This is a genomic window from Mesorhizobium sp. ZC-5 (genome assembly GCF_025753855.1).
In the GTDB taxonomy this organism is placed as follows: Bacteria; Pseudomonadota; Alphaproteobacteria; order Rhizobiales; family Rhizobiaceae; genus Neomesorhizobium.
Genome location: NZ_JAOWPT010000003.1, coordinates 358,976 through 383,652 on the forward strand (window position 1 = coordinate 358,976; position 24,677 = coordinate 383,652).

The 24,677-nt window shown below is 61.8% G+C and carries 20 protein-coding genes; 7 read left to right on the forward strand and 13 right to left on the reverse strand.

The genetic code is table 11. From position 1 onward, the window contains the following. Nucleotides 1–31: 31 nt before the first annotated feature. The 3 genes from OHD58_RS10360 to OHD58_RS10370 all read left to right on the forward strand — a co-directional run bounded on the left by OHD58_RS10360 (nt 32) and on the right by OHD58_RS10370 (nt 3,989). On the forward strand, nt 32–1,627 hold the full coding sequence (locus OHD58_RS10360; protein ID WP_263803156.1) for an ABC transporter substrate-binding protein: 1,596 nt from the start codon (nt 32–34) through the stop codon (nt 1,625–1,627). An 11-nt stretch (nt 1,628–1,638) separates the two neighbouring features. Beyond that, nucleotides 1,639–2,748, forward strand: coding sequence for a serine hydrolase domain-containing protein (locus OHD58_RS10365; RefSeq protein ID WP_263803157.1), 1,110 nt, complete (start codon nt 1,639–1,641; stop codon nt 2,746–2,748). A gap of 122 nt (nt 2,749–2,870) precedes the next feature. Next, the gene (locus tag OHD58_RS10370) at nt 2,871–3,989 is read left to right on the forward strand and encodes a branched-chain amino acid ABC transporter substrate-binding protein (protein WP_263803158.1); all 1,119 of its coding nucleotides are present in this window, start codon (nt 2,871–2,873) and stop codon (nt 3,987–3,989) included. A 150-nt stretch (nt 3,990–4,139) separates the two neighbouring features. Here OHD58_RS10370 and OHD58_RS10375 read toward each other — a convergent pair whose 3' ends face one another. From OHD58_RS10375 to OHD58_RS10430, 12 genes are all read right to left on the reverse strand, one after another. Next, nucleotides 4,140–4,922 (reverse strand): tyrosine-protein phosphatase, encoded by a 783-nt coding sequence (locus OHD58_RS10375; protein WP_263803159.1) that lies wholly within the window; start codon nt 4,920–4,922, stop codon nt 4,140–4,142. Beyond that, a complete protein-coding gene (locus OHD58_RS10380) occupies nt 4,922–5,740 on the reverse strand; it encodes a carbohydrate ABC transporter permease (RefSeq protein WP_263803160.1) in 819 nt (272 codons plus the stop codon). The genes OHD58_RS10375 and OHD58_RS10380 overlap by 1 nt, the downstream gene beginning before the upstream one ends. Then, nucleotides 5,730–6,665: a carbohydrate ABC transporter permease gene (locus OHD58_RS10385; RefSeq protein WP_263803162.1), complete on the reverse strand. Its 936-nt coding sequence runs from the start codon at nt 6,663–6,665 to the stop codon at nt 5,730–5,732. The genes OHD58_RS10380 and OHD58_RS10385 overlap by 11 nt, the downstream gene beginning before the upstream one ends. A gap of 55 nt (nt 6,666–6,720) precedes the next feature. Beyond that, entirely contained in the window at nt 6,721–8,022 is a 1,302-nt protein-coding gene (locus tag OHD58_RS10390) for an ABC transporter substrate-binding protein (protein ID WP_263803164.1), read from the reverse strand. 30 nt (nt 8,023–8,052) lie between these two features. Then, entirely contained in the window at nt 8,053–8,901 is an 849-nt protein-coding gene (locus tag OHD58_RS10395) for a metallophosphoesterase (RefSeq protein ID WP_263803165.1), read from the reverse strand. After that, nucleotides 8,871–10,016: an ABC transporter ATP-binding protein gene (locus OHD58_RS10400; RefSeq protein ID WP_263803166.1), complete on the reverse strand. Its 1,146-nt coding sequence runs from the start codon at nt 10,014–10,016 to the stop codon at nt 8,871–8,873. Before OHD58_RS10400 ends, OHD58_RS10395 begins: the two co-directional genes overlap by 31 nt. A gap of 123 nt (nt 10,017–10,139) precedes the next feature. Beyond that, the gene (locus OHD58_RS10405) at nt 10,140–10,766 is read right to left on the reverse strand and encodes a TetR family transcriptional regulator (RefSeq protein WP_263803167.1); all 627 of its coding nucleotides are present in this window, start codon (nt 10,764–10,766) and stop codon (nt 10,140–10,142) included. A 127-nt stretch (nt 10,767–10,893) separates the two neighbouring features. Then, entirely contained in the window at nt 10,894–12,207 is a 1,314-nt protein-coding gene (locus tag OHD58_RS10410; protein ID WP_263803168.1) for an HlyD family type I secretion periplasmic adaptor subunit, read from the reverse strand. Next, nucleotides 12,204–13,940 carry a type I secretion system permease/ATPase gene (locus OHD58_RS10415; RefSeq protein WP_263803170.1) on the reverse strand — a complete coding sequence of 579 codons (1,737 nt, stop codon included), beginning with the start codon at nt 13,938–13,940 and terminating at the stop codon, nt 12,204–12,206. Before OHD58_RS10415 ends, OHD58_RS10410 begins: the two co-directional genes overlap by 4 nt. A 308-nt stretch (nt 13,941–14,248) precedes the next feature. After that, nucleotides 14,249–14,653, reverse strand: coding sequence for a hypothetical protein (locus OHD58_RS10420; RefSeq protein ID WP_263803171.1), 405 nt, complete (start codon nt 14,651–14,653; stop codon nt 14,249–14,251). A gap of 95 nt (nt 14,654–14,748) precedes the next feature. Then, nucleotides 14,749–18,090, reverse strand: coding sequence for a M10 family metallopeptidase C-terminal domain-containing protein (locus tag OHD58_RS10425; protein ID WP_263803172.1), 3,342 nt, complete (start codon nt 18,088–18,090; stop codon nt 14,749–14,751). 223 nt (nt 18,091–18,313) lie between these two features. Next, nucleotides 18,314–18,736: a GFA family protein gene (locus tag OHD58_RS10430; RefSeq protein ID WP_263803174.1), complete on the reverse strand. Its 423-nt coding sequence runs from the start codon at nt 18,734–18,736 to the stop codon at nt 18,314–18,316. 355 nt (nt 18,737–19,091) lie between these two features. On the opposite strand from OHD58_RS10430, the gene OHD58_RS10435 reads away from it, so the two are divergent. Beyond that, nucleotides 19,092–19,355, forward strand: a complete 264-nt coding sequence (locus OHD58_RS10435) for a hypothetical protein (RefSeq protein WP_263803175.1) — start codon at nt 19,092–19,094, stop codon at nt 19,353–19,355. Between the two features lie 2 nt (nt 19,356–19,357). Next, complete coding sequence (locus OHD58_RS10440; RefSeq protein WP_263803176.1) at nt 19,358–20,050, forward strand: DUF899 domain-containing protein; 693 nt, start codon at nt 19,358–19,360, stop codon at nt 20,048–20,050. A gap of 23 nt (nt 20,051–20,073) precedes the next feature. Here OHD58_RS10440 and OHD58_RS10445 read toward each other — a convergent pair whose 3' ends face one another. Next, on the reverse strand, nt 20,074–21,006 hold the full coding sequence (locus tag OHD58_RS10445; RefSeq protein ID WP_263803177.1) for a LysR family transcriptional regulator: 933 nt from the start codon (nt 21,004–21,006) through the stop codon (nt 20,074–20,076). Between the two features lie 314 nt (nt 21,007–21,320). On the opposite strand from OHD58_RS10445, the gene OHD58_RS10450 reads away from it, so the two are divergent. Next, a complete protein-coding gene (locus tag OHD58_RS10450; RefSeq protein WP_263803178.1) occupies nt 21,321–22,946 on the forward strand; it encodes an amidohydrolase in 1,626 nt (541 codons plus the stop codon). Nucleotides 22,947–23,013: 67 nt separating this feature from the next. Then, nucleotides 23,014–24,606: an ABC transporter substrate-binding protein gene (locus tag OHD58_RS10455; protein WP_263803180.1), complete on the forward strand. Its 1,593-nt coding sequence runs from the start codon at nt 23,014–23,016 to the stop codon at nt 24,604–24,606. Nucleotides 24,607–24,677 lie beyond the last annotated feature (71 nt).

A 24,677-nucleotide genomic window follows, 5' to 3' on the forward strand; every position in this document is an offset into this window, starting at 1 on the left:
AACCCGTACCCAAATAAGGAGAGTTTCCGAGATGAAGTCCCTGCTCCTCTTGCGTGCCGCCATCCTCGCGTCCTCCGTCCTCATGGCAGGACAGGCGTCGGCCAAGACCCTGGTCTACTGCTCGGAGGCCAGCCCCGAAGTCTTCACGCCGATGCTGAGCACGTCCGATTCCACCATGGACGCAGCCGCCAAGACGATCTTCAACCGGCTGGTCGAGTTCAAGCCGGGCTCCACCGAGGTCGGGCCCGCGCTGGCGGAAAGCTGGGACGTGTCGCCGGACGGCAAGGTCTACACCTTTCACCTGCGCCACGGCGTCAAGTTTCATACCAGCGCCCATTTCACCCCGACGCGGGAATTCAACGCGGACGACGTTCTCCACACCTTCAACCGCCAGTGGGACGCGAACAATCCCTACCACAAGCTCGGCAGCGGTTCCTACGAGATGTTCGCCGCGCTCGGCCTCGGCTCGATGATCGACAAGATCGAGAAGGTGGACGACCACACCGTGCGCTTCACCTTGAAGGCCGCCAACGTGACATTCCTGTCCGGCATCGCGCTCGACTACATGTCGATCATGTCGCTGGAGCAGACCGAACAGATGGTCGCCGCGGGCACGCCGCAGCTGATCGACAGCGAGCCGGTCGGCACAGGTCCCTTCGTGCTCCAGGCATATATGATGGACAGCCAGATCCGCTACACGGCCAACAAGGACTATTGGGGCGGTGCGCCAAAGATCGACACGCTCGTCTTCGCCATCACGCCCGAGCCGATGATCAGGGTCGAACGGATCAAAGCCAACGAATGCCAGGTCGCCGCGCTGCCGCCGCCATCCGCCGTGGAAGACCTGAAAAGTCATCCCGACATCAACGTCCTCCAGCTCGAGGGGCAAAACATCGGCTTCCTCGGCTTCAACGTGGAGCACAAGCCGCTGGATGACGTGAGGGTGCGCGTCGCCCTTGCCAAGGCGATCAACCGGCAGGCGATCGTCGAAGCCGTCTACCAGGGCGCCGGGAGGCTGGCGGGCAGCGTGGTGCCTCCGACGCAGCTCGGCGCGGTCAAAGATGCCGGCATCGACTACGATCCGGAGGGGGCGAAGAAGCTGCTGGCGGAAGCCGGCCATGCCGACGACCTGTCGCTCAAGCTGTGGGCGATGCCAGTCTCGCGACCCTACAATCCGAACGCACGCCGCATGGCGGAGCTTATCCAGTCCGACTGGGCGGCGATCGGCGTAAAATCCGAGACCGTTGTCTATGAATGGGCCGAATATCTCCAGCGCACGGCCGCAGGCGAGCACGACGTCTTCCTGCTCGGCGGCAGCAGCGACAATGGCGACCCCGACAACCTGCTCAGCTACATGCTGTCGTGCGAAGGCGTGGCCGGCGGCTCCAACCGCTCGCGATGGTGCGACCAGGACTTCGACAAGCTTCTGAAGGAAGGTCGCGAAACCTCCGATCCGGACAAGCGCGCGGAGATTTACCGCCAGGCCCAGGCGATCGTGAAGACCGAGGCGCCCGGCGCACCGATCGCGCATTCGGTCGTCTCGATCCCCGTGCGCAAGAACGTGCTGAACTATGTGCTCGATCCGCTTGCCCGTCAGAATTTCGCTCGCGTCGACATAGCCGAGTAGGGGCCGCCGGGATGACAAGCACAACAAATGCGATCAGCGGCTTGCTGGCGGACTATATCGACCAGGGCGCGGTGGGCGCATCGCTCACCTTCGCCTTGGCGGGAGCGCCGGCGGAAGCCATAACCGCCGGCCTGGCGGATCGGAGCGACGGCACCCCCGTCACGCCCGACAGGCTCTTCAAGATCGGGAGTTGCACCAAGACTTTCGTCGTCGCCGCTCTCGTCCGCCTCGCGCAGGACGGAACGATCGATCTCGGTGCACCCGTCTCGCACTGGTTTCCGGATCTGCCCGGAGCAGAAGGGATATCCGTCCGGCAACTGGTCAATCACCGCAACGGCCTGCCGGAGTTCGAATATTATATTCCGATGGACCCGAGCCGGGTGTGGAAACCCTTGGAGCTGGTCGACGTCGCCTTCAAGGCCGGCGGGCAGAAGCGTTCGGGCGGCCCCGCCGTCTACAACAACACCGGTTACGTGCTTGCCGGAATGCTGATCGAGGAGGTCACCGGCCAGCCGCTGGGCGGCTATGTCCGGCAGGTGGTCCTCGAACCGCTCGGGCTGCGCGACACGTGGTCTCCCGCCACCGAGGCATTTCCAGCCGGGCAGCTGGTGCGCGGCTACTTTCACCGCCCGCCGCCCGCTGCCGGCGCGCCCACCGACATCGCTTCGGGCGGAGAGATGTGGCGGATGGATGGAGTGCTGCCTTATTCCGACGCGTTGCAGGATTCGTCCGACGCCTTTCCCTATTCGGCGGCTTATGCCTGCGGCGACATGGTCTCGACGCCCAGCGATCTCGTTGCGTTCATGCGCAACCTGTTTGCAGGCGAGGTGATTTCGCCGCGCTGGTTCGAGGAGATGTTCGGCGCGCGGGCGCCGGCTTCCTTCCCCGGCACCCGCATGCGCGAGACCGGCGCCGGCCTGTTTCAGAGCAGCTACGGCGACCGCGCGTTCTACGGGCACCAGGGCAGCATTCCGGGCTACGTCTGCGTCATACAACACGACCCGGAAAGCGGGCTGACGATTGCCATGACCAGCAATGTCGGCTCCGGCAACCGCCTGTCCTTCCAGGCGAGCGGCCTCCACCCCGTCGTCGACAAGGCCATCCACGCGATCCTGGACTGAGAAGGCCCAGGGCTTCGGCAGGCAAGCTCACTAGGACCTGATCTCAACAGGTCGGCCTCGTGCGCCAAGGGTGGGCGTCGCACCAGGCATTAACCAAGGCCCGCAACAATGGGAGTCGTTATATGAAGAAGTCACTTTTTTCCGCGGTTGCCGTGACCGCGTTGCTTGCGTTCGGCGGCGGTGCATGGGCGGACATCCTGATCGGTGTTGCCGGCCCGATAACCGGTCCAAACGCCGCCTTCGGGGCTCAGTTCCAGAAGGGGGCTGAACAGGCGGCCGAGGACATCAATGCCGCTGGCGGCGTTCTCGGGCAGAAAATCAAGATCGAGATCGGAGACGACGTTTCCGACCCGAAACAGGGCATCTCCGTCGCCAACAAGTTCGTCGCCGACGGTGTCAAATACGTGGTCGGCCACTTCAACTCCGGCGTCTCGATTCCGGCATCGGAAGTTTATGCCGAAAATGGCGTGCTCGAAATGACGCCGGCGTCGACGAACCCGCAATTCACCGAACGCGGCATGTGGAATACCTTCCGAACCTGCGGTCGCGACGACCAGCAGGGCAAGGTTGCCGGCGACTATCTGGTTGCGAACTTCAAGGACGCAAAGATCGCCGTCATCCATGACAAGACCCCTTATGGCGTGGGCCTTGCCGACGAGACGAAGAAGGTGCTTAACGGCGCAGGTATCACCGAGGCCATGTACGAAGGCATCAATGTCGGTGACAAGGACTTCTCGGCGTTGATCGCAAAGATGAAGGCGGGCGGCGTTTCGCTGATCTATTTCGGCGGCCTCCACACCGAGGCCGGTCTGATCATGCGCCAGTCGGCCGATCAGGGCCTGAAAGCGATCCTTTTCTCGGGCGACGGCATGGTATCGAACGAGTTGGCCTCCATTGCCGGCGACGCGGTGGTCGGCACCCTGAACACGTTCTCTCCTGACCCGCGCAAGAACCCGGCAGCCAAGGAACTCGTCGAGAAGTTCCGCGCGTCGGGCTTCGAGCCCGAAGCTTATACGCTCTACTCCTACGCAGCAGTTCAGGTGGTCGCGGCAGCCATCAACAAAGCCGGTTCCGCCGACGATGCACAGAAGGTCGCGGAAACCATCAAGGCGGGCGGCCCCTGGAATACTGCGATCGGGGACATCAGCTACGACGCCAAGGGCGATATCACTCGCCCTGACTACGTCATCTATGAATGGAAGAAGGGCGAAGACGGAAAGCCAACGTATTTCGAAAAGTAAGACCGCATAAACAGTGAGGGATGCCCGGCGTCACAGTCGGGCATCCTTTCCACGTCCGCCAGCCTTTGGCTCCCTGCGGTCGTATCTGGCGTGATCGAGTAGGCGAGAAAGCCACTACAGAACCATCGACGATAAAGAACGCGGGCCATCTCAGGAATTGTTGACGACCGGTTGGGACATAAGCTGCTCTGCCAGTATCCGTTTTTCGATCAAATGGACGATGTCCGTCTCGGCAGTTCCATCGGCCAGATAATTCTGGAAGCCGCCATAGTGGTCTTCCATGTGACGCAGGAAGGTCAGCATCGCCGCAGGCTCGCTGGAAAGAAGCCGGCTCGACACAAACTCATCGAGACCTCGCGCCATGGCATGCGTCTTGAGCTTCTCCATCAGTGTGCCGGCAATGCTCGCCGTCAACGCGTAGTCGGCCGCAATCTTCTCACTGTCGACGCCGGCCAGTGACAGGAGCATCGCGGCGACGATGCCGGTGCGATCCTTGCCCGCCGTGCAGTTGAAAAGCACCACGCCTGTCCCTGCCGTGGCGATGGTGGCTGCCACTCTTGCGATTGCCGGCCGGCAACGGTCGGCTGCGTCGACATAGCGGGAGGAGAGGTCGAACGAATCCTTTTCGAGCATCATGGCGTCGACGGGAGCGAGATCATCAAACAACGGGATGTGGTGATAGCGCACCGTCTCATGGCCGGCGAAGGCACTGGGTTGGCGCGCGATCTCTGCGTCGCTGCGCAGGTCGATGACGGTGCGCAGGCCGAGCGTCAGCAACGCCTCCACGTCGTCGGCGGTGAGATCGTGCAGAGCATCGGCCCGAAGGAAGGATCGCCAGCGGGTCGTGCCCCCCGTAACTGTGGCATAGCCGCCAAGGTCGCGGACGTTGTGGGCGCCGGTCAGGCGGATGTGGCGCTCGTACGGGGAAGTCATCAGCGGATACCGGATTTCATGAAGGAGTCGACGACCTGTCTTTGCAGGACAAGATAGATGAGAAGGATCGGCAGCGAGGCCAGCGTTGCGGCAGCCATGAGGAGGCCCCAGTCGTTGCCCTCCTGCGTCATGAAGAACTGCAGCCCGATCTGGACCACGGAGTTCTCGATCTTGCGGATGAGCAGCAGCGGCCAGAAATAGTCGTTCCAGGCCGAGATGAAGCAGAGGATCGAGATCGACGCGATCGGCGCGCGCAGGTTTGGGATAACCACCTCGATCAAAGTACGGAAGCTGCCGGCTCCATCCATGCGCGCGGCCTCCATCACTTCGCGCGGAAATCCGCGCATCGCATTGTAGAGGACGATCACCGCAAACGCCGCCGCCGCATTCGGGATGACAAGCCCTGTGATGCTGTCGAGCAGCCCGAGCCTAGTGGCGAGCACATAGTTCGGGATCATCACCACCTGGAACGGCACCAGCCAGGAAAGCGCGATGAGCGAATGGGCGAGCCGACCACCAGGAAAGCGCCACCGCACCAGCGCCCATGCCGCGAGCAGGCCGGTGGCGATCTGCGCGACGGTGGTGGCGGCGGCCATCTTGAAAGTGTTCCAGAGGATCGCGAAGATCGGCATCGCCGTCATCACGTCACGATAGTTGTCGAGCGTCGGTGCCGCGGGCCAAAGGCTGGTGGAGAAGATCTCGTTCTGCGGGCGAAACGACGTCTGGAACATCCAGTAGACCGGGAAGATGGCGAGAACCGACAGGCCGATCATCACAGCGTGGGCACCGGCGCGCCCGATGCGCGCATTATTCGTCATAGACGGCGAGCCTCTTCATCAGCGCCAGACAGGCGATCGCAATGAGCCCGAAGACGGCAAACACCAGCACGCCGGCAGCGGTGCTCCAGCCGGCCGCCATGGTCTTGAAGCCATATTCCCACATCACGAAATAGACATTGGAGGTGGAGCGCAGCGGTCCGCCGCCGGTCAACGCGTTGATGTAGACGAAGCTCCATTGGGCGCCGAACAGGATCGTCATCATGGTCAGAAGCAAAATCGTGGGCGAAAGCAAGGGGAGGCGGATGTCGCGGACGATCTGCCAGGGGCTTGCGCCATCCATGCGTGCCGCCTCGATGTAGCTGGGATTGATGGCGCTGTCGGCTGCCGCAAACAGCAGTGTCGAGAAGCCGAGCAGTTTCCAGCCCGTGATCCAGACCAGCGTCCACAATGCCACGTCGGGGTCACGCAGGAAACCGACCGTGCCGATACCCATCCCGTCGAGCCAGGCGTTCACAAGGCCGTGGTCCTCGTTGAGGAGCCAGCGCCAGACGATAGCCGCCACAATGGGCGCGACGATCATCGGCACGAAGATCAGCGCGCGGTAGAGATTGCGCAGCGGGCCGCGCAGCCGGGCAGTGAGCAGGGCGACCACAAGCGGCAGGCCGACCGACAGCGGCAGCAGGCCGATCGTGTAGAGAACCGTGTTGATCGCGGCCTGCTGCATGTCCGGCAGCGTTAGAAGGTTGATGTAATTGTCGAGCCCGACATAACGCGGCTGCGACCGCGGCAGCATGTTCCACTGGTAGAAGGACAGCTCGAAAGCCTGCAGCAGCGGCACATAGGTCCATATGACGAGAACCGCGAGCGCCGGCGCGAGATAGAGCCATGGCTCGGCAACGCGGAGCCTGACCCGTGGCAGGCTTCGAGCGGAAATGGAGCTGGCGGAGAGGGCTGCGTCGGTCATTGCAATCAGCAAGGTTGGTGCCGGGACATGCTGCCCCGGCACGGGCCTCGGACGATCAGTTGGTGGTCATCAGCGGCTGCGCCTGCTGCTGGGCGGCACGCAGCACCTCGCGCGGGTCGCCGCTGCCGAACACGGCCTCGGTAACTGCGTCCTTCATCATGTTCTCGACCTGGCGGTAGTTGGGTCCGCCGAAGGCGACGTTGGGCGTCAATCGGCCAAGCTGCTCCAGATTGGCGCGGTACTTCGGGTTGGCCTCGATCCAGCCCTTGAGGTAGCGCTCGTCGTCGACGATGCCCGGACGCAACGGCAGATAGCCGATCTTGCTGGTAATCACCGTGTAGGCCTCGTCGGAGGTCAGGAACTTCATCAGTTCCCAGGCCGCGCGCTGCTTCACCGGATCCTGCGAGAACATGAAGACCGCCGATCCCGAATTGGTCGGCGCCGTTGGTTTTTCGCCGAAGGCCGGCATCGGGGAAAGGCCGAGCTCGAAATTACCCGCCGCCGCGGTTTCAAGCCTGCTGAGCACGGCGGTGGTGTAGAGGAGCATGCCGAGATTACCGGACTGGAACGTGTCGACGGGTGCGGCGGCGTCGATGCGTGCGTGAGCGCCGGAATCGACCAGGTCGCGCAGCATGGCCACGGCATCGGCCTGGTTCTTCTCGGCGAAGGTGAGCGTGTCGCCCTCGCGGACCTTGCCGCCGTTGGACATCACGATCGACTGGTAGACGAAGGTGCCGTCGGCCGGGCCGTAGGCGCCGGGGAAGAACCCGTGCTTGCCGGTCTTCTCGGCAATCGCCTTGCCTGCGGCCTTGACCTCTTCCCACGTGCGCGGCGGCTGGTCCGGATCGAGGCCGGCCTGCTGGAAAAGGTTGCGATTGATGAACATGATCGGGGTCGAGAAGACGTAGGCCAGGCCGTAGGTCTTGCCGTCGACTTCGCCAAGCGCGAGGCCGGAAGGAATGAAACCTTCGGCATGGGCGGCCAGTTCCCCGCCGGCGATATCCTCAAGCGGTTGAGCGCCGAGCTGCTCGGCCGCATAGATCAGGTCGCGGAAGACAAGCTGCGCGACGTCGACCTCCTGACCGGCGACCATATCGGCCTGAACGCGGCTCAGCACCTCGTTCGACGGGACGCCGATCGGCTCGACCTTGATCATCGGATTGGCCTTCTCGAAGGCGGCGATGAGTTCGAGCGTCGCGTCGCGACCGAGGCCGGCGCTGGCGAGATTGTAGTTGTAGAACGAGATGGTCACGGGCTCGGTGACGCTGTCTGCCATCTGCGCGCGGACGATGCCGATGTTGCCGGCCACGAACAGGCAGGTCGAGACGGCGAGCGCGACGAATTGTCTGCGGATCATGGGAAAGTGTCCTCTCAGGAGTGGATGGGCTTATTCGGCGGCGACGGGAACCGCCGCCGCGCGCTGGCGCAGCAGTTCCAGTGGATAGACGTTGAGTTCGGCACGGTCGGTCGGCAGCGGCACGAAGGCTACCGACAAACCGCTCTTGCGAATGGTGCCGATCGCGAAGGAGGAACCGCGCACCATGCGCAGTACGTCGTTGCGCAGGATGTCGGTCGCAACGTGCTGGCCCATGCCCACGACCACCGGCACACCGTTCCAGACCGAGACCCGGTCGTGGTGGATGTGGCCGCTCAGGATGCCGACGATATCGCGGCCTTCAAGCAATTCTCCGAGGCGGACGGAATGCTCGCAGGCGATGTGGCGCCAGTGGGCGACGTCCGGTTCCTCGTCAAGTGCCGGCGGATGGTGCGAGACGATCAGCTTCGGCAGGTCGGGATGCGTGTCGAGCACGCCGGCCAGCCAGTCGAATTGCTCCTCTTCGATCGTGCCGCCGATGTAACCCGGCGTGCTGGAGTCCAGCGTGACGATGTGGATGCCGTCTATGACCCGGTCGTGGAAATAGGGCGCATCGGTCGCCATGGTCTCGATACCCATGCCGGCATAAAAGCCTTCGCGGGTGTCGTGGTTGCCGATCGCGTAGACGACCGGCAGGTCGGTCGCCTGCATGATCTGCCTGAGGATCGCATAACTTTCAGCATCGCCGCGATTGGCGAGATCGCCGCTTGCGACAAGGAAACTCGGCCTGGGTTCTATCGTGGCGACGAGCGCCAGAACCTGCTTCAGCGTCTCCTGCGTATTGCTGAACAGATGGTCGTCGACGGCCGGATCGCCAATGTGAAGATCGGTCAGATGAACGAAAGTGACTTCTCGGGACATGCGTCTGCTCCGGAGGTTTCAGTGACTTTGATGCTGATCGGTCGGGGCTCCACCCGGCTGCCATCACTGGCGAGGAAGGCATGCACGGCTTCACCTGGAACTGTGATGGCGAAGGGCTCGGGCGGCAGTTCGGTGGTTACAGGCGTTGCGACCGCGATCGAAGTGCCGGCGGTCGTTCCATGGAAGTGGAACTCGCTGCCGAGGTCCTCGACCATCTCGACGGCGAACGGCAGCATGCCCGGCTGTATCGGCCCGGACGCCAATTGGGCTGCCGCAGGACGGAAGGCGAGGTCGAGCTTTGTGCCGGCCGGCAAATCCCAGACGAGGCGCGACCAGGGTACCAGATCGCCCGCGACCCGCGCACGGCCGTTGCCATCGACGATGGCGGGGAGGAAGTTCATCGGCGGCGAACCCAGGAAATTGGCGACAAAGCGGCTCTGGGGCTGCCGGAAGACCTGAGAGGGGCTACCGGCCTGCTCGATCAGCCCGTCGTTCATGACAATGAGTTTGTCGGCGAGCGTCATCGCCTCCACCTGGTCATGCGTGACGAAAACGCTGGTGGTGCGCAGCTCGCGATGCAGCCGCTTGATCTCGATGCGCATCTGGATACGCAGCTTGGCGTCGAGGTTGGAGAGCGGCTCGTCGAACAGGAAGATACCCGGCGATCGGACCATGGCGCGACCCATGGCGACACGCTGCCGCTGCCCGCCCGACAGTTCCGACGGCTTGCGGGCCAGGAGATTTTCAAGGCCGAGCGTGGCGGCGATGCGTTCCACCCGCTGCTCGCGCTGTTGGCGCGAGACGCCCGAAACCTTGAGCGCATAACCGATATTCTGCGCGACTGTCATATGCGGATAGAGAGCATAGTTCTGAAACACCATGGCGCAGCCCCGATGGGCCGGCTCAACGTCGTTGACGATGCGCCCGTCGATGGCGATCTCGCCGGCGCTGACATCTTCGAGTCCCGCGATCATGCGCAGCAGGGTCGACTTCCCGCAGCCGGAGGGACCCAGGACGACAACGAATTCGCCGTCTTCCACGGAAAGGTCCACGCCACGCACGGCGGGGGTCTTGCCGTAGAGTTTGCGAACGGAGCGGATCTCGATCGATGCCATTGCCTGATCCCGTTTCGGTTCAGCGATGGCGGTTGAATATCTACCGGCTATATCGTTTGGATGACGGTAGTCGAACGGTGTTCGAACCTGTGGATATTCATCAGGTGTCCAAGCATCTGACGGTCACGAAGCCTTGCGGAACATCGGCGCGACGACATCGACGATATGCGCGATCACCTCCTCGGCGTCGGAAAAATCGATCGCGTGGTTGGCCAAGACCTCGTTGCGCAGCCGGCTGCGCGTGACTTGAGACCTGATGCCTAGCGCACAGCTTATGCGCCAGCCGATCTCCGCCTCATTCAGCCAAGGCGCCAGCAGGCGGAAATAGGGAATAAAGACGCGATGGTGCTCGATGCCCTCGATGATCGAGCGGTAAAGCTCGGGATCGCGGCTGCGCTGTGCCATCGAGGTGAAATGCGAGAGCACCGGATATTTCGAGCCGGGTTCCAAGCTCCAGCGTACCGAGGGGCCGATCAGCGCGGCGATGATATCTTCCAACGCCGGCGGATTGGGCGATGCGCGCTGGGCAGCCGAGTTCAGCAGCGACAGCCGCTCCGCGTTGAGCCGCTTGTAGACGCGCTCGGCGGCGGCGATGACGAGTTGCTCCTGAGAGCCGAAATGATAGCTCACCGACGACGGGGTCGTGCCGGCGACCATGGCGACGCGCCGCGCCGTCAATTCCTCGATGCTGCCGATCTTGCACAGAAGCTGCTCGCAGGCGTCAATGAGCCTTGTCGCGGTGGGGTTCACAAAGCGAATCCAAGTGTGGGGCCTTGCTGACGATATCCCGCTACTGTTGCGGCTGAATGACGATGCGGTGCTTGGAGTACATCAGCGGAATGGCAAAACCCCTGCGGCTCGCTCGCAGGGCCAGGCTTCATTCTTCCCGGAATGCTTTCTGGATCTGATCCGACAGCGGCTTCACCAGGTAGGAAAGCATCGTTCGGTCGCCCGTCGGAAAGAACACCTCAGCCGGCATGCCTGGCGCCAGCGCCAGCCCGCGCAGCTTGGCGACCTCCGTTTTCGGCAGCTTCACCCTCGCAATATAGAAGCTTGTTCCGGTGCGCTCGTCGGTCGTGAGGTCCGCCGAGATCCGCGACAGCGTCCCGGTCAGTTCCGGCGTGGTTTGCTGATTGAACGCCGACAGGCGTAAAATCGCATTCTGGCCCACCGTCACCTGGTCGATATCTTGCGGTGCGACATGCGCCTCGACGGTCAGGTCGTCTGTTATCGGTACGATCAGCATCACCTGCTCGCCGGGCGTGATTACCCCGCCGACCGTATGCACGGCCAGCTGAAGCACCACGCCATCCTGCGGACTGCGCAGGTCGATGCGCTTCAACTGGTCCTTCGCAGCAACCTCGCGTTCGACGAACTCGGAGATCTTTGCCTGCGTTTCGCGCAACTCGGTCGCAACCTCGCTGCGAAGATCCTGGTCGATCTGGATAATCTGCAGCTCTATCTCCGCCGCACGGCCTTTCACCTGCGCAATTCCTGCCGTCAACTGCCCGTGCTCGCCTTCAAGCCGCACCGCGTCCCGTTCCAGCTCCGTCATGCGGTCGATCGACACCAGCTTGCGATTCCACAAGTCCCGCACGCCTTCCAGCTCGACCTGGATCAGCTCGATCTCGCGGCGTTTCGCCTGCCGCTGCTCTGTCAGTCCGGCAGTCTCCTCCGTCAACTGGGCGATCCGTTCGCGCAATTGCGATCGCTGGCCAGATCGCGCCTGGTGCCGGAAATCGAACAGCGACTGTTCTCCTGCCATCGATGCGGCGACACCGGCTTCGCCGCGTCGCGTTGTCAAAACGTCCGGAAAGCTGATCTTGTCCTTGCCGTCGCGCTCCGCCTCCAGGCGCGCCAGCCGTGCATAGAACTGATCAAGACCTTTTGAGACGATCGCCAAGCTGGCGCGCGTTGTCGTCTCATCCAGGCGCACCAGAATATCACCCGCCTTGACCCGGTCGCCTTCACGCACCCTGATCTCGCCGACCACGCCGCCTGTCGGATGCTGAACCTTCTTCACATTGGAATCGACCACCAGCCGGCCGGAAGCGATCACGGCACCCGACATCTTGGTCATTGCCGCCAGGCCGCCAACACCTCCGACAAGCAGCAGACAGGTAGCAACCCCGGCCACTAGATAGCGGCGGACCTGCCTATAATGCGAGGTGGTTTTGTCCTTGCTGCTCATGCCGGGCCAGCTCTATCCGTGGCGGCAACGACCTTCAGCGGTGCTGCTGCCCGGAGAACCTTGTTCAGCACCTCATCCTTCGGACCGAAGGCCTGCACGCGCCCATTGGCCATCATCAACACCGTATCAACATTGGCCAGGGCACTGGGTCGATGTGCGACGACGACGACGATGCCGCCGCGGTCTCTGACGCCCTGGATGGCGGCGGAGAGGGCCGTTTCACCCTCGGCGTCGAGATTGGAATTGGGCTCGTCGAGGATAACCAGGAACGGATCACCATAGAGCGCGCGCGCAAGGGCTATACGCTGCCGTTGCCCCGCCGACAGTGTGGCGCCAGCCTCGCCAATCCTTGTGTCGTACCCGTCGGCCAGATGCACGACGAGATCATGCACGCCGGCGGCCTTGGATGCCGCCAGAACCATATCGGATGACGCATCCGGATCGAAGCGGGCGATGTTCTGCGCAATCGTTCCGTCAAACAGCTGCACATCCTGCGGCAGATAGCCGATATGTTTGCCCAACTCGTCGGTCGGCCATTGGTCAAGCGTCGCGCCGTCGAGCCGTACGGCGCCCCGCGCCGGCAGCCAGACACCCGCAAGCGCGCGCGCCAGTGACGATTTGCCGGAAGCGCTCGGGCCGATGACCCCCAGGCCCGATCCCTTGGCCAGCGTAAAATTTGCATCCCAAACCACCGGCGTCCGTTCGCCCGGCGGCGCGACACTGATAGTCTCTACCGCCAATGCGCTGACAGGCGCGGGCAGGGTTACGCTGGTTACCTCTTCCGGCAGCGCAGACAACAGTTGCTTCAGGCGCGCCCAGCTTTGCCGCGCCGAGATAAAACCCTTCCAATGCGCTATCGCCAGTTCGATCGGAGCCAGCGCCCTGCCCATCATGATCGAGCTTGCGATCATGATGCCCCCGGTCGCCTCCTGCTGGATGACCAGATAAGCGCCGATCGCCAGGATTCCTGATTGCAGCATCAGCCGCAGTATCTTGGAAATAGTGCCAAGCGTTCCCGCAACGTCGCTCGCTGCCGCATGGGCGTTCAGGTAGTCGGCGTTGACGGTATACCACCGCTCGGCGATACGCCCGCCAAAACCCATGGCCTGCATGACTTCGGCATTGCGCCTTGTCGCTTCCGCCATCGTGCTGCGGACGGCCGCATGCTGTCCGGCGATCTTTGTCGGACCGCTGGTCCGGAATTCGGCCAGGAGCGTCAGTGCGAACAGCACAACGGCGCCGGCAAGCGCGGTAACGCCAATCCAGAAATGAAAAATGAAACAGATGCCGATATAGAGCGGCACCCATGGTAGGTCGAACAGCGCGGTCGGTCCGGCACTGCCGATGAAGGAGCGGACTTGGTCCAGATCCCGCAAGGGTTGCAGTCCGTCGCCGGGAAGTTTGGCGCGCAGCGGCAAGCGCATGAGCGCGGAATAGACCGACGGGCTCAGCTTTGCATCCAGCCCCTGACCCAGCCGCACCATGAGGCGAGAGCGGATCAACTCCAGCACGCCCTGAAAGGTAAACAGCATCGCGGCAAACACCGCCAAGCCGACCAGCGTCGGCACGCTGCGGCCCGGGACGACCCGGTCATAGACCAGCAGCATGAAGAGCGAACCGGTCAGGGCCAGCACGTTCACGACCCCGCTCATCAAGACAATGCCCGAAAAAGCACGTCGGAACGACGACAGAATTCCGGCCAGCGTAATCTGCGGCGATGGCTTCGACTTCATGCAAGCTCGCAATCAGGATAGGGCGTCTTGATACCGGAAGCAGTTATGTCCGACGCGGCTCCATTGGGCAGAAATCCGCTGCCACCCTGCGAAGTCATATCCGAAAAAGGCTGCCGGCGGGAAGCCGTAGATTCGTGAAAACTTGATTTTGATAGAATATGCTCAACAGAGCAAAGGTTAAACAGCTTTCGACTGTCGGTCTTGAAGGGTTTCGCCAGGATATCGCCTCTCCCCGGAAGTCGAATTGCTGCCTTCACTACCTATTTCGCCTCAATTTTGAACAGCCTCGGCCATTGGCCTTAGCCTCTTCAATACATGACCGTGTTGAGTGTGACCGAAACGGGCGAACCCGTTTCGACCTGTGCGCTGCCACGTGCGAGCAGCCAGCCATCCGCGCGCTCAAGGCGCGCGACGATCCGCAGTGTCGGCGAAGCAGCCGAGCTTGCGGGCGGGGACAGCGAAAATTCTATCGCTTCCGACTTGCCGGCGCTTTCGATGCGCGTCTTCGCGGCCCGACGCCGCGCACTATCCTGAATGGCCGGGTCCTCGAGATAAATCTCAAGATGCCCCTTCGGGACAACCGCGCCACCCTCGAACGTGACTGCGCCGCGAATATCCGTCGATTGCGCAGCCGCGACTGTGCCGGCGGCCGCAGCGACAGCCGCCGCTCCGGCGGCCATTAATATGGTACGGCGGTCGGTGGGGCGCTTCATCGCACACTCTCCCTTGTCGTTTGGTGCCTACGCCGATGCTCAAGTGACCAGCGCCGGACAGGAGGGGCACTCTAAGCGCCCCTCCTGGTAACGAGCTAGGTGATAATGAAGTCTGCTGCCGAAAGATTCAGATTTGTGCTCAGTTGCGCAATCTGAATGGCCACACCGTCTCCGGAGCCATCGGCGTCGTAAGACAACGTTCCATCGTCGGTGTCGTAGATCATGCGGTCGTCGGCATCATGAGCAACACCCGATGCACTCTTGTGGAACGCGCCCAAGGCGAGAGCGCCGTCACCGCCCGCGTCCTCGAAGATGAGGCTGTCCAGCAGGATCAAGTCTTCGAGGACATTGAAGTCCTTGATCCAGTCGACGTTGCCACTCCCAAGCTCTGTCGAGAAGCGGAAGGAATCCTCACCCGCGCCTCCGGTCAGTGTGTCGGCCGCCAGCCCGCCATCCAGGAGATCGCTGCCGGCTCCGCCGTTGAGCGTGTCGGCACCCGAAACGCCCGGCTGAGCCGGTGCCGGCGGGAATTCGACCGATACGTTCACCTCATATTCCGAGCCTTCCGGCACGGCTTCCGTCCAGCCATCGCCCGGCGTATCAGGCGACCAGCTGCCTTCCAGAATATAATAGGTTCCGGTTTCCTGAACGACGAAGACCGTGCTCGAATCCCGGTTGCTGGTGGAGCCGGGGTCGCCGCCGCCATCATCGTTCTGGGCGACGATATTGCCATCGCTGTCCAGCAGCCTGACCCAGCTGTCATGGACATCGGGATCGGCAATTCCATCGATGTCGATCGTGATGATCGTGCCGGCCGCCAGGTTGACCTTGTAATATCCGCCTTGGCCATTTCCGGTGGCGTTGACGGTGGTGTGAAGGACGGTCGTCGAATCGAAGATGTCCGGATCCTCGGCCAGCGAGAAGTTGTTGGAGATGTCGAAGGCGGTTGCGACCGAGTTGTTCGTCGCATCCGGCCCGAGCGTGGCGTAGCCGGTGCCCATGCCCGGGCGGGGTGGAGCGTCGCCCTGATAGGCGAAATCGCCGAGCAGGGTGTCATCGCCGCCGCCGCCGTCGATCCTGTCCGCGCCGCCCTGGCCGGTCAGCACATTGACCGAGCCGTCACCGGTCAGCCGATCGTTGAAGCCCGAACCGGCGAGATTTTCGATGGAGACGTATCGATCTCCGCCGGATCTGCCTCCAGCGAGTGAAAGCCTCACGCCGCTCGTTGCATCAGCGTAGTCCGCCGTGTCGCTGCCGGCGCCGCCTTTCAATATGTCGGCGCCGCCTCCGCCAGTCAGCGTGTCGTCGCCCGCGCCGCCGGACAGTTCGTTGGCCCGGGCGTCGCCGATAAGATGGTCATCGAAAAATGAACCGACGGCGTTTTCGAAGCCAACCAGGATGTCGTGGCGGATAGTGGTGCCGCGCCCGACGATCTGCACCGGGCCGTCACCGTCGCCGCCGTTGGCCGTGCCATTGGCGAGATCGATCGTCACACCCGCGGAGCTGCCCTCGTAGACGACCGTATCGATGCCGGCGCCGCCATCCAGATAGTCCTGGCCGGCGCCGCCGATGATGGTGTCGTTGCCGGCTTCACCGTAGATGATGTCACCGTCATTGCCGCCATCCAGTATGTCGTTGCCGCCGCCGCCGTTGAAATAATCGCCGCCGCCCTGGCCCCAGAAATGATTGGCCGCGGACGTGCCGATGAAACGGTCGATGCGGTCATCGGACCCGATCAGGTTCTCGATGCTGTAGAAGGTGTCGCCCGAGGCGGTACCGCCGCTGGCAACGTTCGTGGCGAGGTTGACGAGCAGCTGGAAGGGGCTCTCCCTGCTGTAGTCGACCGTGTCGACGCCGGCACCACCCCTGAATATATCGATACCGTCCTGGCCACTCAGCGTATCGTCGCCGTCGCCGCCATCGAGAATATCGTTACCCTGACCGCCGAGGATGGTGTCGTTGCCGCCACCGCCATAGAGCGTGTCGTTGCCGTCGTCGCTCTCGGTCTGGTCTTCAAGGTCCTCGACATCGATCGTATTGTTGATATCGCGGCTGGCGAGCGAGTCGCGGCCGCCGATGATGAGGTCATCGCCACCCTGACCGAAGATCGTGTCGTCGCCGCCTTCGCCGTCAAGCGTGTTGTTTCCGTTGTCGCCGAAGATGATCGAGGTCAGCGTGTTGTCGCCGATGCTGGGCGCGGTTTCGCCTCCGCCATCTCCCGGTTGGGGCGTCGACCCATCAGCGTAGATGATGTTTTCGACGTTGGCGATTCTCCCGATTCTCAAGTCCCTGGACAGCAGGATGACGGTGTCGTTCCCGCCATTTGCTTCCTCGCGCACGAGATCATCGAGGGAATCGACGAAGTAGATATCGTCGCCGCCATAACCAGCCATTTGGTCGCCGCCGCCGCGGCCGTCCAGAGTGTTGGCTCCGTCATTGCCGATCAGGACGTCATCAAACCGGCTACCGATGCCATTCTCGATGTAATAGTCGGTTCCATCGGCGTTATGCCCGTCAAAGATCGACACATTGTTGCTATGGCCGTTGACGCTGGAGAACTGTCCGGCGCGCAAGTCAAGGATCGTGCCCGCCGTGGAGCCTGAGAAGTCCACCGTGTCGGTTCCACCGGTGTCATGGATCACAAAACCGATGTCGTGCTGCATTCCCGAGGCGGTGAGCTGGTAGCCATACTGAGTGCTGCCGAAGCCGTAGACGTTGTCGCCCGTGTTTAGGTCGATATGCTGATAGGTGCGCACCCCGTTCTCGTCGACGGTCGAGAAGAAGCGGCGGATGACGGCTTCAATATCGGCCATGAGCGGCGTTGACGCCGACCAGCGGCTGGCTTCGCCGACATCGATCCCATCGAAATAGGACATGACGCTGTATTGCTGACGATCATAGATCCAGGTCGCATTGTTCAGATAGTTGATCTGCACGCCGCCGGGACCGCTGTAATTGTAGAGGCCGGGATGGTTCAGGCCGAACTCATGGCCGAATTCATGGATGAAGGAATCGAAGACATAGCCGCCGATATCCGTCTTGTTGGGCTCCGTGTCGTGGAAACGCTGACCGATGCTGACGTAGCGGTTGGCTGAATAGGCGCTGCCATCGTCCTGCTCGCCCAGCTCAGGGCTGACAACCTCCATCCAGTCCGTTGCGGGATCGAATGGCGCGTCGTCGACAATTTCAAATTGCAGTGGGGTGACGGATGCCCACATCTGCAGGGCGCCGATCGCGGCAGCCTTGTAATCGGGATGGTCATTGAGCTCAGAGACATTGATCCTCAGCGTTCCCGCCGCGATCTCGGGCGTGATGCTGCGACCCAGCGCACCAAGGTAATCGAGAAAGCCCTCGTAGTCGTCGCTCTTGCCGTAAGGGTTGTCCGGGGTCTGGTCGTTGACCCACCATTGGTTGCTAGTCTGGCTTGGATTGGGCATCGTTGGGGTTCCCTGTCTTACAACCGTGGGTAATCACGGCTGTACGGTTGCTTTTGCCAACTACCAACAGGCATCGCTCGCGCGTGCCTGCCGACCCCTTCACCTTCGCCAATAATGATATCGGAATCTTCGCCTTGTCTAGCTTATTAAGACGCGGTGTGTGATGTCACGCTATGACTGCCCTCTGTTTTCTCCCAGCAGCGATTGGAACCTGCGGTATGAGCTAAGCATGTGACGTGGGTTCAGCGGCCGGAAGGCCCTGGAAATGTTCTACCGTTTCGTCACGCTGCACCCACCTGTGTTTCGATTGCTCGAATACCGATATGGCCGGTGGCCCGAAGGCCGGGTCGGCAAATGAACCCACCGCCACCCCGATCCAGGACGGCGAAGCATCGGCCTTCCAATAGACGGTCGAGCCGCAAGTTGGACAAAAATGCATTCGGACCTTGCGACCGCTCTCGGCAGTACGAATGAATTCTGTCGACGTTCCGGAAATTTCGACACAGTCAATCGAGTAGAACGCATTGGCGCTGAACGGCGCACCAGTTCTCAGCTGGCAGGCGAGACAGTGACACAGCGCAGTCAATTGTGGTGGTTCGTTAAGTGTCAGGCTAAGCGCGCCACAGGCGCATCGGGCATTGGCCATGGAAACTCCTCCCGCTGCGGGGTGAGATTGCGTTGGATTGAGGGCTGAGGCGCAGGCCCGAACCGCAACAGTTGCGGCAGGCGGTGCGAAGGGCTGAGACCTGAAGAAAATTTCAGGCTCGCAGAGGCGCGACTGTAGATCGCCGAAATGCCGAAGTCCAGAGGAAGCCTTTCGACCGCACGGGGCGGCCGCGAATGGCTGCTGCTTACCGATAAGTACTTGCTATTGCCGCAGGTTCGCCTGCGGTCCACCGATTGAATCCCGTCACATTTGTAACTCTCATCTCCCTCTCTGCCCGAGATAGCGTCTTCGTATCGAAACCGTGGGAACGGCGAATTCGACCGCAGGACTGGAAATGACGATGTTTGCAGGAAAAGAAAAAGCCGCTTCGTTGCTCGGGCTCGCCGCCGCCCCGACCTTTGCACTGATGGCCTGGATTTCTGCCGTCGGCTCGGCGGACATGGCCATGTGCTCCGCCGCCCCGGCTTTCATGCCGATCAACGACATGGCCCTGATGTACCTGCTGATGAGCCTCTTTCACGCATCGCCGTGGCTGAAGCTCTTTTCCGCCCGTTCGCAGCACCGCAACACTTCCGTCACCCAAACCGAAGGAGACTGACGATGCAACACGCTGTTGTTTCACGCGATGACTGGCTGACCGTCCGCCGGGACTTCCTGCAAGCGGAGAAGGAACTCACCCGTCTTCGCGACAAGGTCACGCGCGACCGGCTCGCCCTGCCATGGGTGCGTATCGACAAGGAATATTTGTTTGATACGCCGGATGGTCCACGCGCTCTGGCCGATCTCTTCGACGGCCGCTCGCAACTTCTCGTGCAACACTTCATGTTGGCGCCGGGATGGAAGGAAGGCTGCCCGAGTTGCTCTTTTATGGCCGATCACACCGACGGTATGAACAAGCATCTGGCGCATCACGACGTTACCATGATCGCCATCTCGCGCGCGCCGCTCGCCGAGATTGAGCGCTATCGCAGACGTATGGGCTGGCAGTTCAGATGGGTGTCCTCGAACGGCAATCCATTCAACTACGATTTCCGGGTCAGTTTCACGCCCGAGGAGGTCGCCTCCGGCCACATCGACTACAACTTTGGCGAATGGCGGGAAACCGGCGAGGAATGGCCTGGCCTGAGCGCCTTCTGCAAGGATGAAGCTGGTGATGTCTTTCACACCTATTCCACCTTCGGCCGCGGTGTAGAGGTGATGATGGGCACCTACGCCATGCTCGACCTCATGCCGAAGGGGCGTAACGAAGCCGAGGGAATGGAGTGGGTGCGCCGCCACGACCGCTACGCGTAGGCCCGCGGGAGACGGTGGAAAGGCTAGGTCGCCGACAGTGCCCTGGAGGACTGCCAGAGCGCTTCCACCATGGCGCTGCTCGTCTTTTCCGAGCTGCGGTACAACCGGATCTCGAGATCAAGCGTCCAGGTGCGGTCATTTGAGCAGGCTACAAGACTGCCATTGGAAATGTCTTGCTCGACCAGACTTTCCGGTAGCCAGCAGATGCCCGCGCCTGTCAGCGCCAATTCCTTGAGGCCTGCACTGATTGTGCTTTCATGCACCGTCTGGCGTCGGAATGGCGAGTGCTTCGAGAAAAGGCTTCCGAGGGCAACGCCAAAGAAAGAGCTGTAACCGTAGCTCAGATAGGGAAGGGCGAGATCCGCCGTGCCCGGATTGTCCAGGATGTCCGCAGCAGGCACAGGCAACTGGTCGAGGCGCAATTCGGGCGCAGCGACGGGGATGAGCCGGTCCGACCCGATCGCCAGATAGGGGAATTTGTCGCGGTCGAGGTGAAACGGCACCTCACGATGCGCATAGGTCAGGAAAAAGTCGGCTTCGCCGTCGGTCAGTGCGGCCAGATTCGCCTCGATGCCGCCCCTGTCGGCTATGAAGGATGTGCCGAACTTGCGGGTATTCCGCTGCAACTCCCGCAGCCAGACCGGAAAGAATGTGATGGTCAATGTGTGGAGGGCGGCAAAGCGTACGAGTCCCTGCTCCGCAGGCGGGCGCAGCGATTCGCGCACAGAATAGAACATCCTGATCGAATCCTGCGCCATCGGAAGAAAATTGCGGCCGGCCGGCGTCAGTTCGGCCGGCAGGGTGGCGCGGTCGATGAGCGTTGCCCCGATCCATGCTTCAAGCTGCTTGATGCGCCGGCTGAAGGCGGGTTGCGTCACGTTGCGGATTTCGGCTGCCCGCGAAAAGCTCGACGTTTCCGCAAGCGTCACAAAATCCTCAAGCCATTTGATTTCCACGCGGCCTCTCTCCGATGCGGTCGACCGTCGATCGAAGCCACGATTGGCAACATATTTCATTGTGGTTGCAAAGCTATGCAAATTTTGCATGCGCGATTGCCAAAACCGAATTGGCCATGCGGCGACGGACACCGCAACCTAGGCAAAACGAACAAGCCGGCAGCCGAAGCCGGCGTTCGGAGGGCAACAATCTCGAATTCTTGCGTCGATCCGCCGGATTAGTCGCAGACGCAAAGGAACTGCTGCGCAGCCTATCGAATACGGCAGAGCGGCATTTGGCGACGCTTGGAACGCTGGGGGATAAGAAAAGGCACATGAACTCCACGAACCAGGCCGATTTCGTTCTGCACGGCGGCAAAATCTGGACCGGCTACGGAAATCCGGCCGCAGAGGCGATTGCGATTCTTGGTAACAAGGTGCTGGCCAGCGGTTCAAACACCGACATGAAAGCGCTGATCGGGTCGAAGACCAAGGTTGTCGACCTGGCGGGGCGTTTTGCAATGCCTGGCCTGAACGATGCGCATTTGCATCTGATCTCGACAGGGCTCCTGCGCGGCAAGGTTGATGCAACGCCAAATTCCGCGCCGACACGCGCAGCCCTGCTTGCCGCATTGCAGGCGCGCGCCGCCGCAACGCCAAAAGGCGGATGGATAACGGCGCGCGGATTCGACCAGACCCGCTATCCCGACGGATTGATGCCCACGGCAAGGGAATTGGATGCTGCCTTGCCCGATCACCCGGTCTCGGTCACGCGCGCCTGCGGCCATGTCACGGTCGTGAATTCGCTGGCGCTGGCGCTGGCGGGGATCGACATCGACACGCCCGATCCGGATGGCGGCCTTATCGGGCGGGAGAACGGACAACTGACCGGAATGCTGGCGGAGAACGCCCAGAACCTTGTCTATGATGTCCAGCCGACACCCTCTCTCGCAGAGATCATCGACGCCATCGAGGCGGGCGGCCGGCACCTGCTGCAGTTCGGCATAACCTCCTGCATGGATGCGGCCACTGGCCAGGTCGACGGAATGAGCGAAATCGAGGCTTACCAGCAGGCCGAGCGCAGCGGCCGGCTGCCGGTACGGGTCTGGGCAACACTTCTGGGCGATCCCGGGTCGTCCATCGTCGAGCCCTGCCATGCCGCGGGCCTCGTCACCGGCGTCGGCAGCGACATGTTCCGCATCGGCGGCGTCAAGGTATTCACTGACGGCTCGGCCGGCGGCCGCACGGCCTGGATGAGCCGGCCGTATATCGGCCAGCCTGACAATTTCGGTGTCCGAATGCTGCCAGACGCTCAGTTGTTCGAGTTGGTCGATCGCTACACGACAATGGGCTACACCATGGTCTGCCACGGCATAGGCGACGCCGCAATCGACCAACTCGTCCGCGCCTATGAACGGGTGCGCGCCGCCAATCCGGAACACCAGCACCGTCACCGGATCGAGCATTGCGGTTATGTCGACGATACAATCAACCAGCGGATGCTCAAGGCGGGTATCCTGCCTGCGCCGCAGCAGGCGTTCATCTACGATTTCGGCGATGCCTATGTCTCGGTTCTAGGGCCCGAGCGCGGGCTCTCTTCCTATCCGATCGCCACCTGGGACCGTTTGGGGATGAAGCCGTCGACCGGCAGCGACTCGCCGGTCTGTTCGCCCAATCCGTTCCCGGATCTTTACGCCATGCTGACGCGCAAGACGCACAAGGGCACGGTGATGGACGCTTCCGAGATATTGACGCCACAACAGGCCTTGCGCACCTATACCGAACATGGCGCCTATTCCCAGGGCGCGGAGAAGGTGAAAGGCCGGCTGGAGCCTGGGATGCTGGCGGACATCGCCGTGTTCTCGAACGATCTCCTGACTGCCGAGCCCGAGAAAATTCTGCATGAAACGCACTGTGAGATGACGATTCTGGATGGGCGCATCGTCCATGACAGAAGTTGAGGCGGGCACCTGGGCTGGCCCGACTCCATAGGAATGAGCAACGAACCACACAGGGAGGAAAATTAACATGTTGACCAGACTTGGCCTGATGGCGGCGCTTGCGCTTGGCACGGCGACTGCCGCGCTCGCGCAGGACGCGACTCCAAAGGATGGCGGGAAATTTGTGTTCACCGCGCCCTACGGCGGCTCCATCACGTCGCTCGACATCACGGCGACGCCGCACACCCAGGACGAGATCGTCGCCAAGGCGATCAACCGCTCGCTCTACAAATGGAATTCGGAGAGCGGCAAACCCGAACTCGATCTCGCGGAATCGGTCGAGACGTCGGACGACGGCAAAACCTATACCTACAAGCTCAGGGAGGCGACCTTTCACAATGGCGACAAGCTCGACGCCGATGACTTGATCTGGTCCTACAACCGATTGGCCGATCCCAAGAAGGCTTTGCCGGGCGCCGAGCAGATGCTGCAGATCGCCGGCGTGGCCGAATTCCAGGCAGGCAAGGCCGACCACATCTCCGGGCTGAAGAAGATCGACGACAGGACTGTCCAGATCACCCTCATCAACCTGGCCGATCCAGGCTGGAACCTGATGTCGAACTATGCACCGATCTATTCCAAGGACTATCCGGAAGATCAGCTCGCCTCCAAGCCGAACGGCCTCGGCCCGTTCAAGCTGGCGAACTATGTACCGGGCTCGAAGGTCGAATTGGTGAAGTTCGACGACTACTATGAGGAGGGCAAGCCGCATCTCGACAAGCTCGACATCATGCTGATGGGCGAAGCCGCGGCCCGCGACGTCGCCTTCCGCAACGGTGAAATCGACGCCAACGTCCTCGGTCCCGTGCAATACGAAGCCTACGGCCAGGATCCGGCGCTGAAGGACCACATCCTCGAGGTGGCTGAAGTCTACACCCGCAATATCGGCTTCAACACGAAGATCGAGGCGTTCAAGGACAAGCGCGTCCGGCAGGCGATCAACTATGCGATCAACAAGGACCTGATCGTCGAGAAGCTGCTGAAGAACAAGGCCTATCCCGCGGTTTCCTGGCTGCCGATTTCGTCTCCGGCCTTCGACAAGGACGCCAAGCCCTATCCCTATGATCCGGAAAAGGCCAAGGAACTGCTGAAGGAGGCGGGGTATGAAACCGGCCTGAAGTTCTCGGTTACCGCCACCCCGAACGAAAGCTGGGGCGTGCCGATCGTCGAGGCGGTCATTCCGATGCTGGCCAAGGTGGGCGTCGAAGTCACGACCGATCCGGTGGAAGGCTCGGTCCTGTCGGACAAGATCCTGTCGGACAATTTCGACGCCTATATCTGGTCGAACTCGTCCGGCCCGGATCCGCTGAAATATCTGACCTGCTTCTATTCGAAGACCTCTCAGACCGCCTGCAACTACGTCAAGTTCTCCAATGCCGAGTTCGACAAGTTGATCGATCAGGCTGGCAACGAAACTGATCCGGCCAAGCAGAACGATCTTCTCAGGCAGGCGAACAACCTGCTGCAGGAAGAGGCGCCGGTCTGGTTCTTCAACTACAACAAGGCTGTCATGGCCTACCAGCCTTGGGTTCATGGGCTGAAGCCGAACGCCATGGAACTGGCGATCCAGGACTACGAGGATATCTGGGTCGACGACAGCGCGCCCGCATCGCGCAAATAGCGGGTCTTGAGTGGCTGGCGGAACCACATATGCGGTCCCGCCAGCCATAGCGACCGCCCATTGAAAGGCAG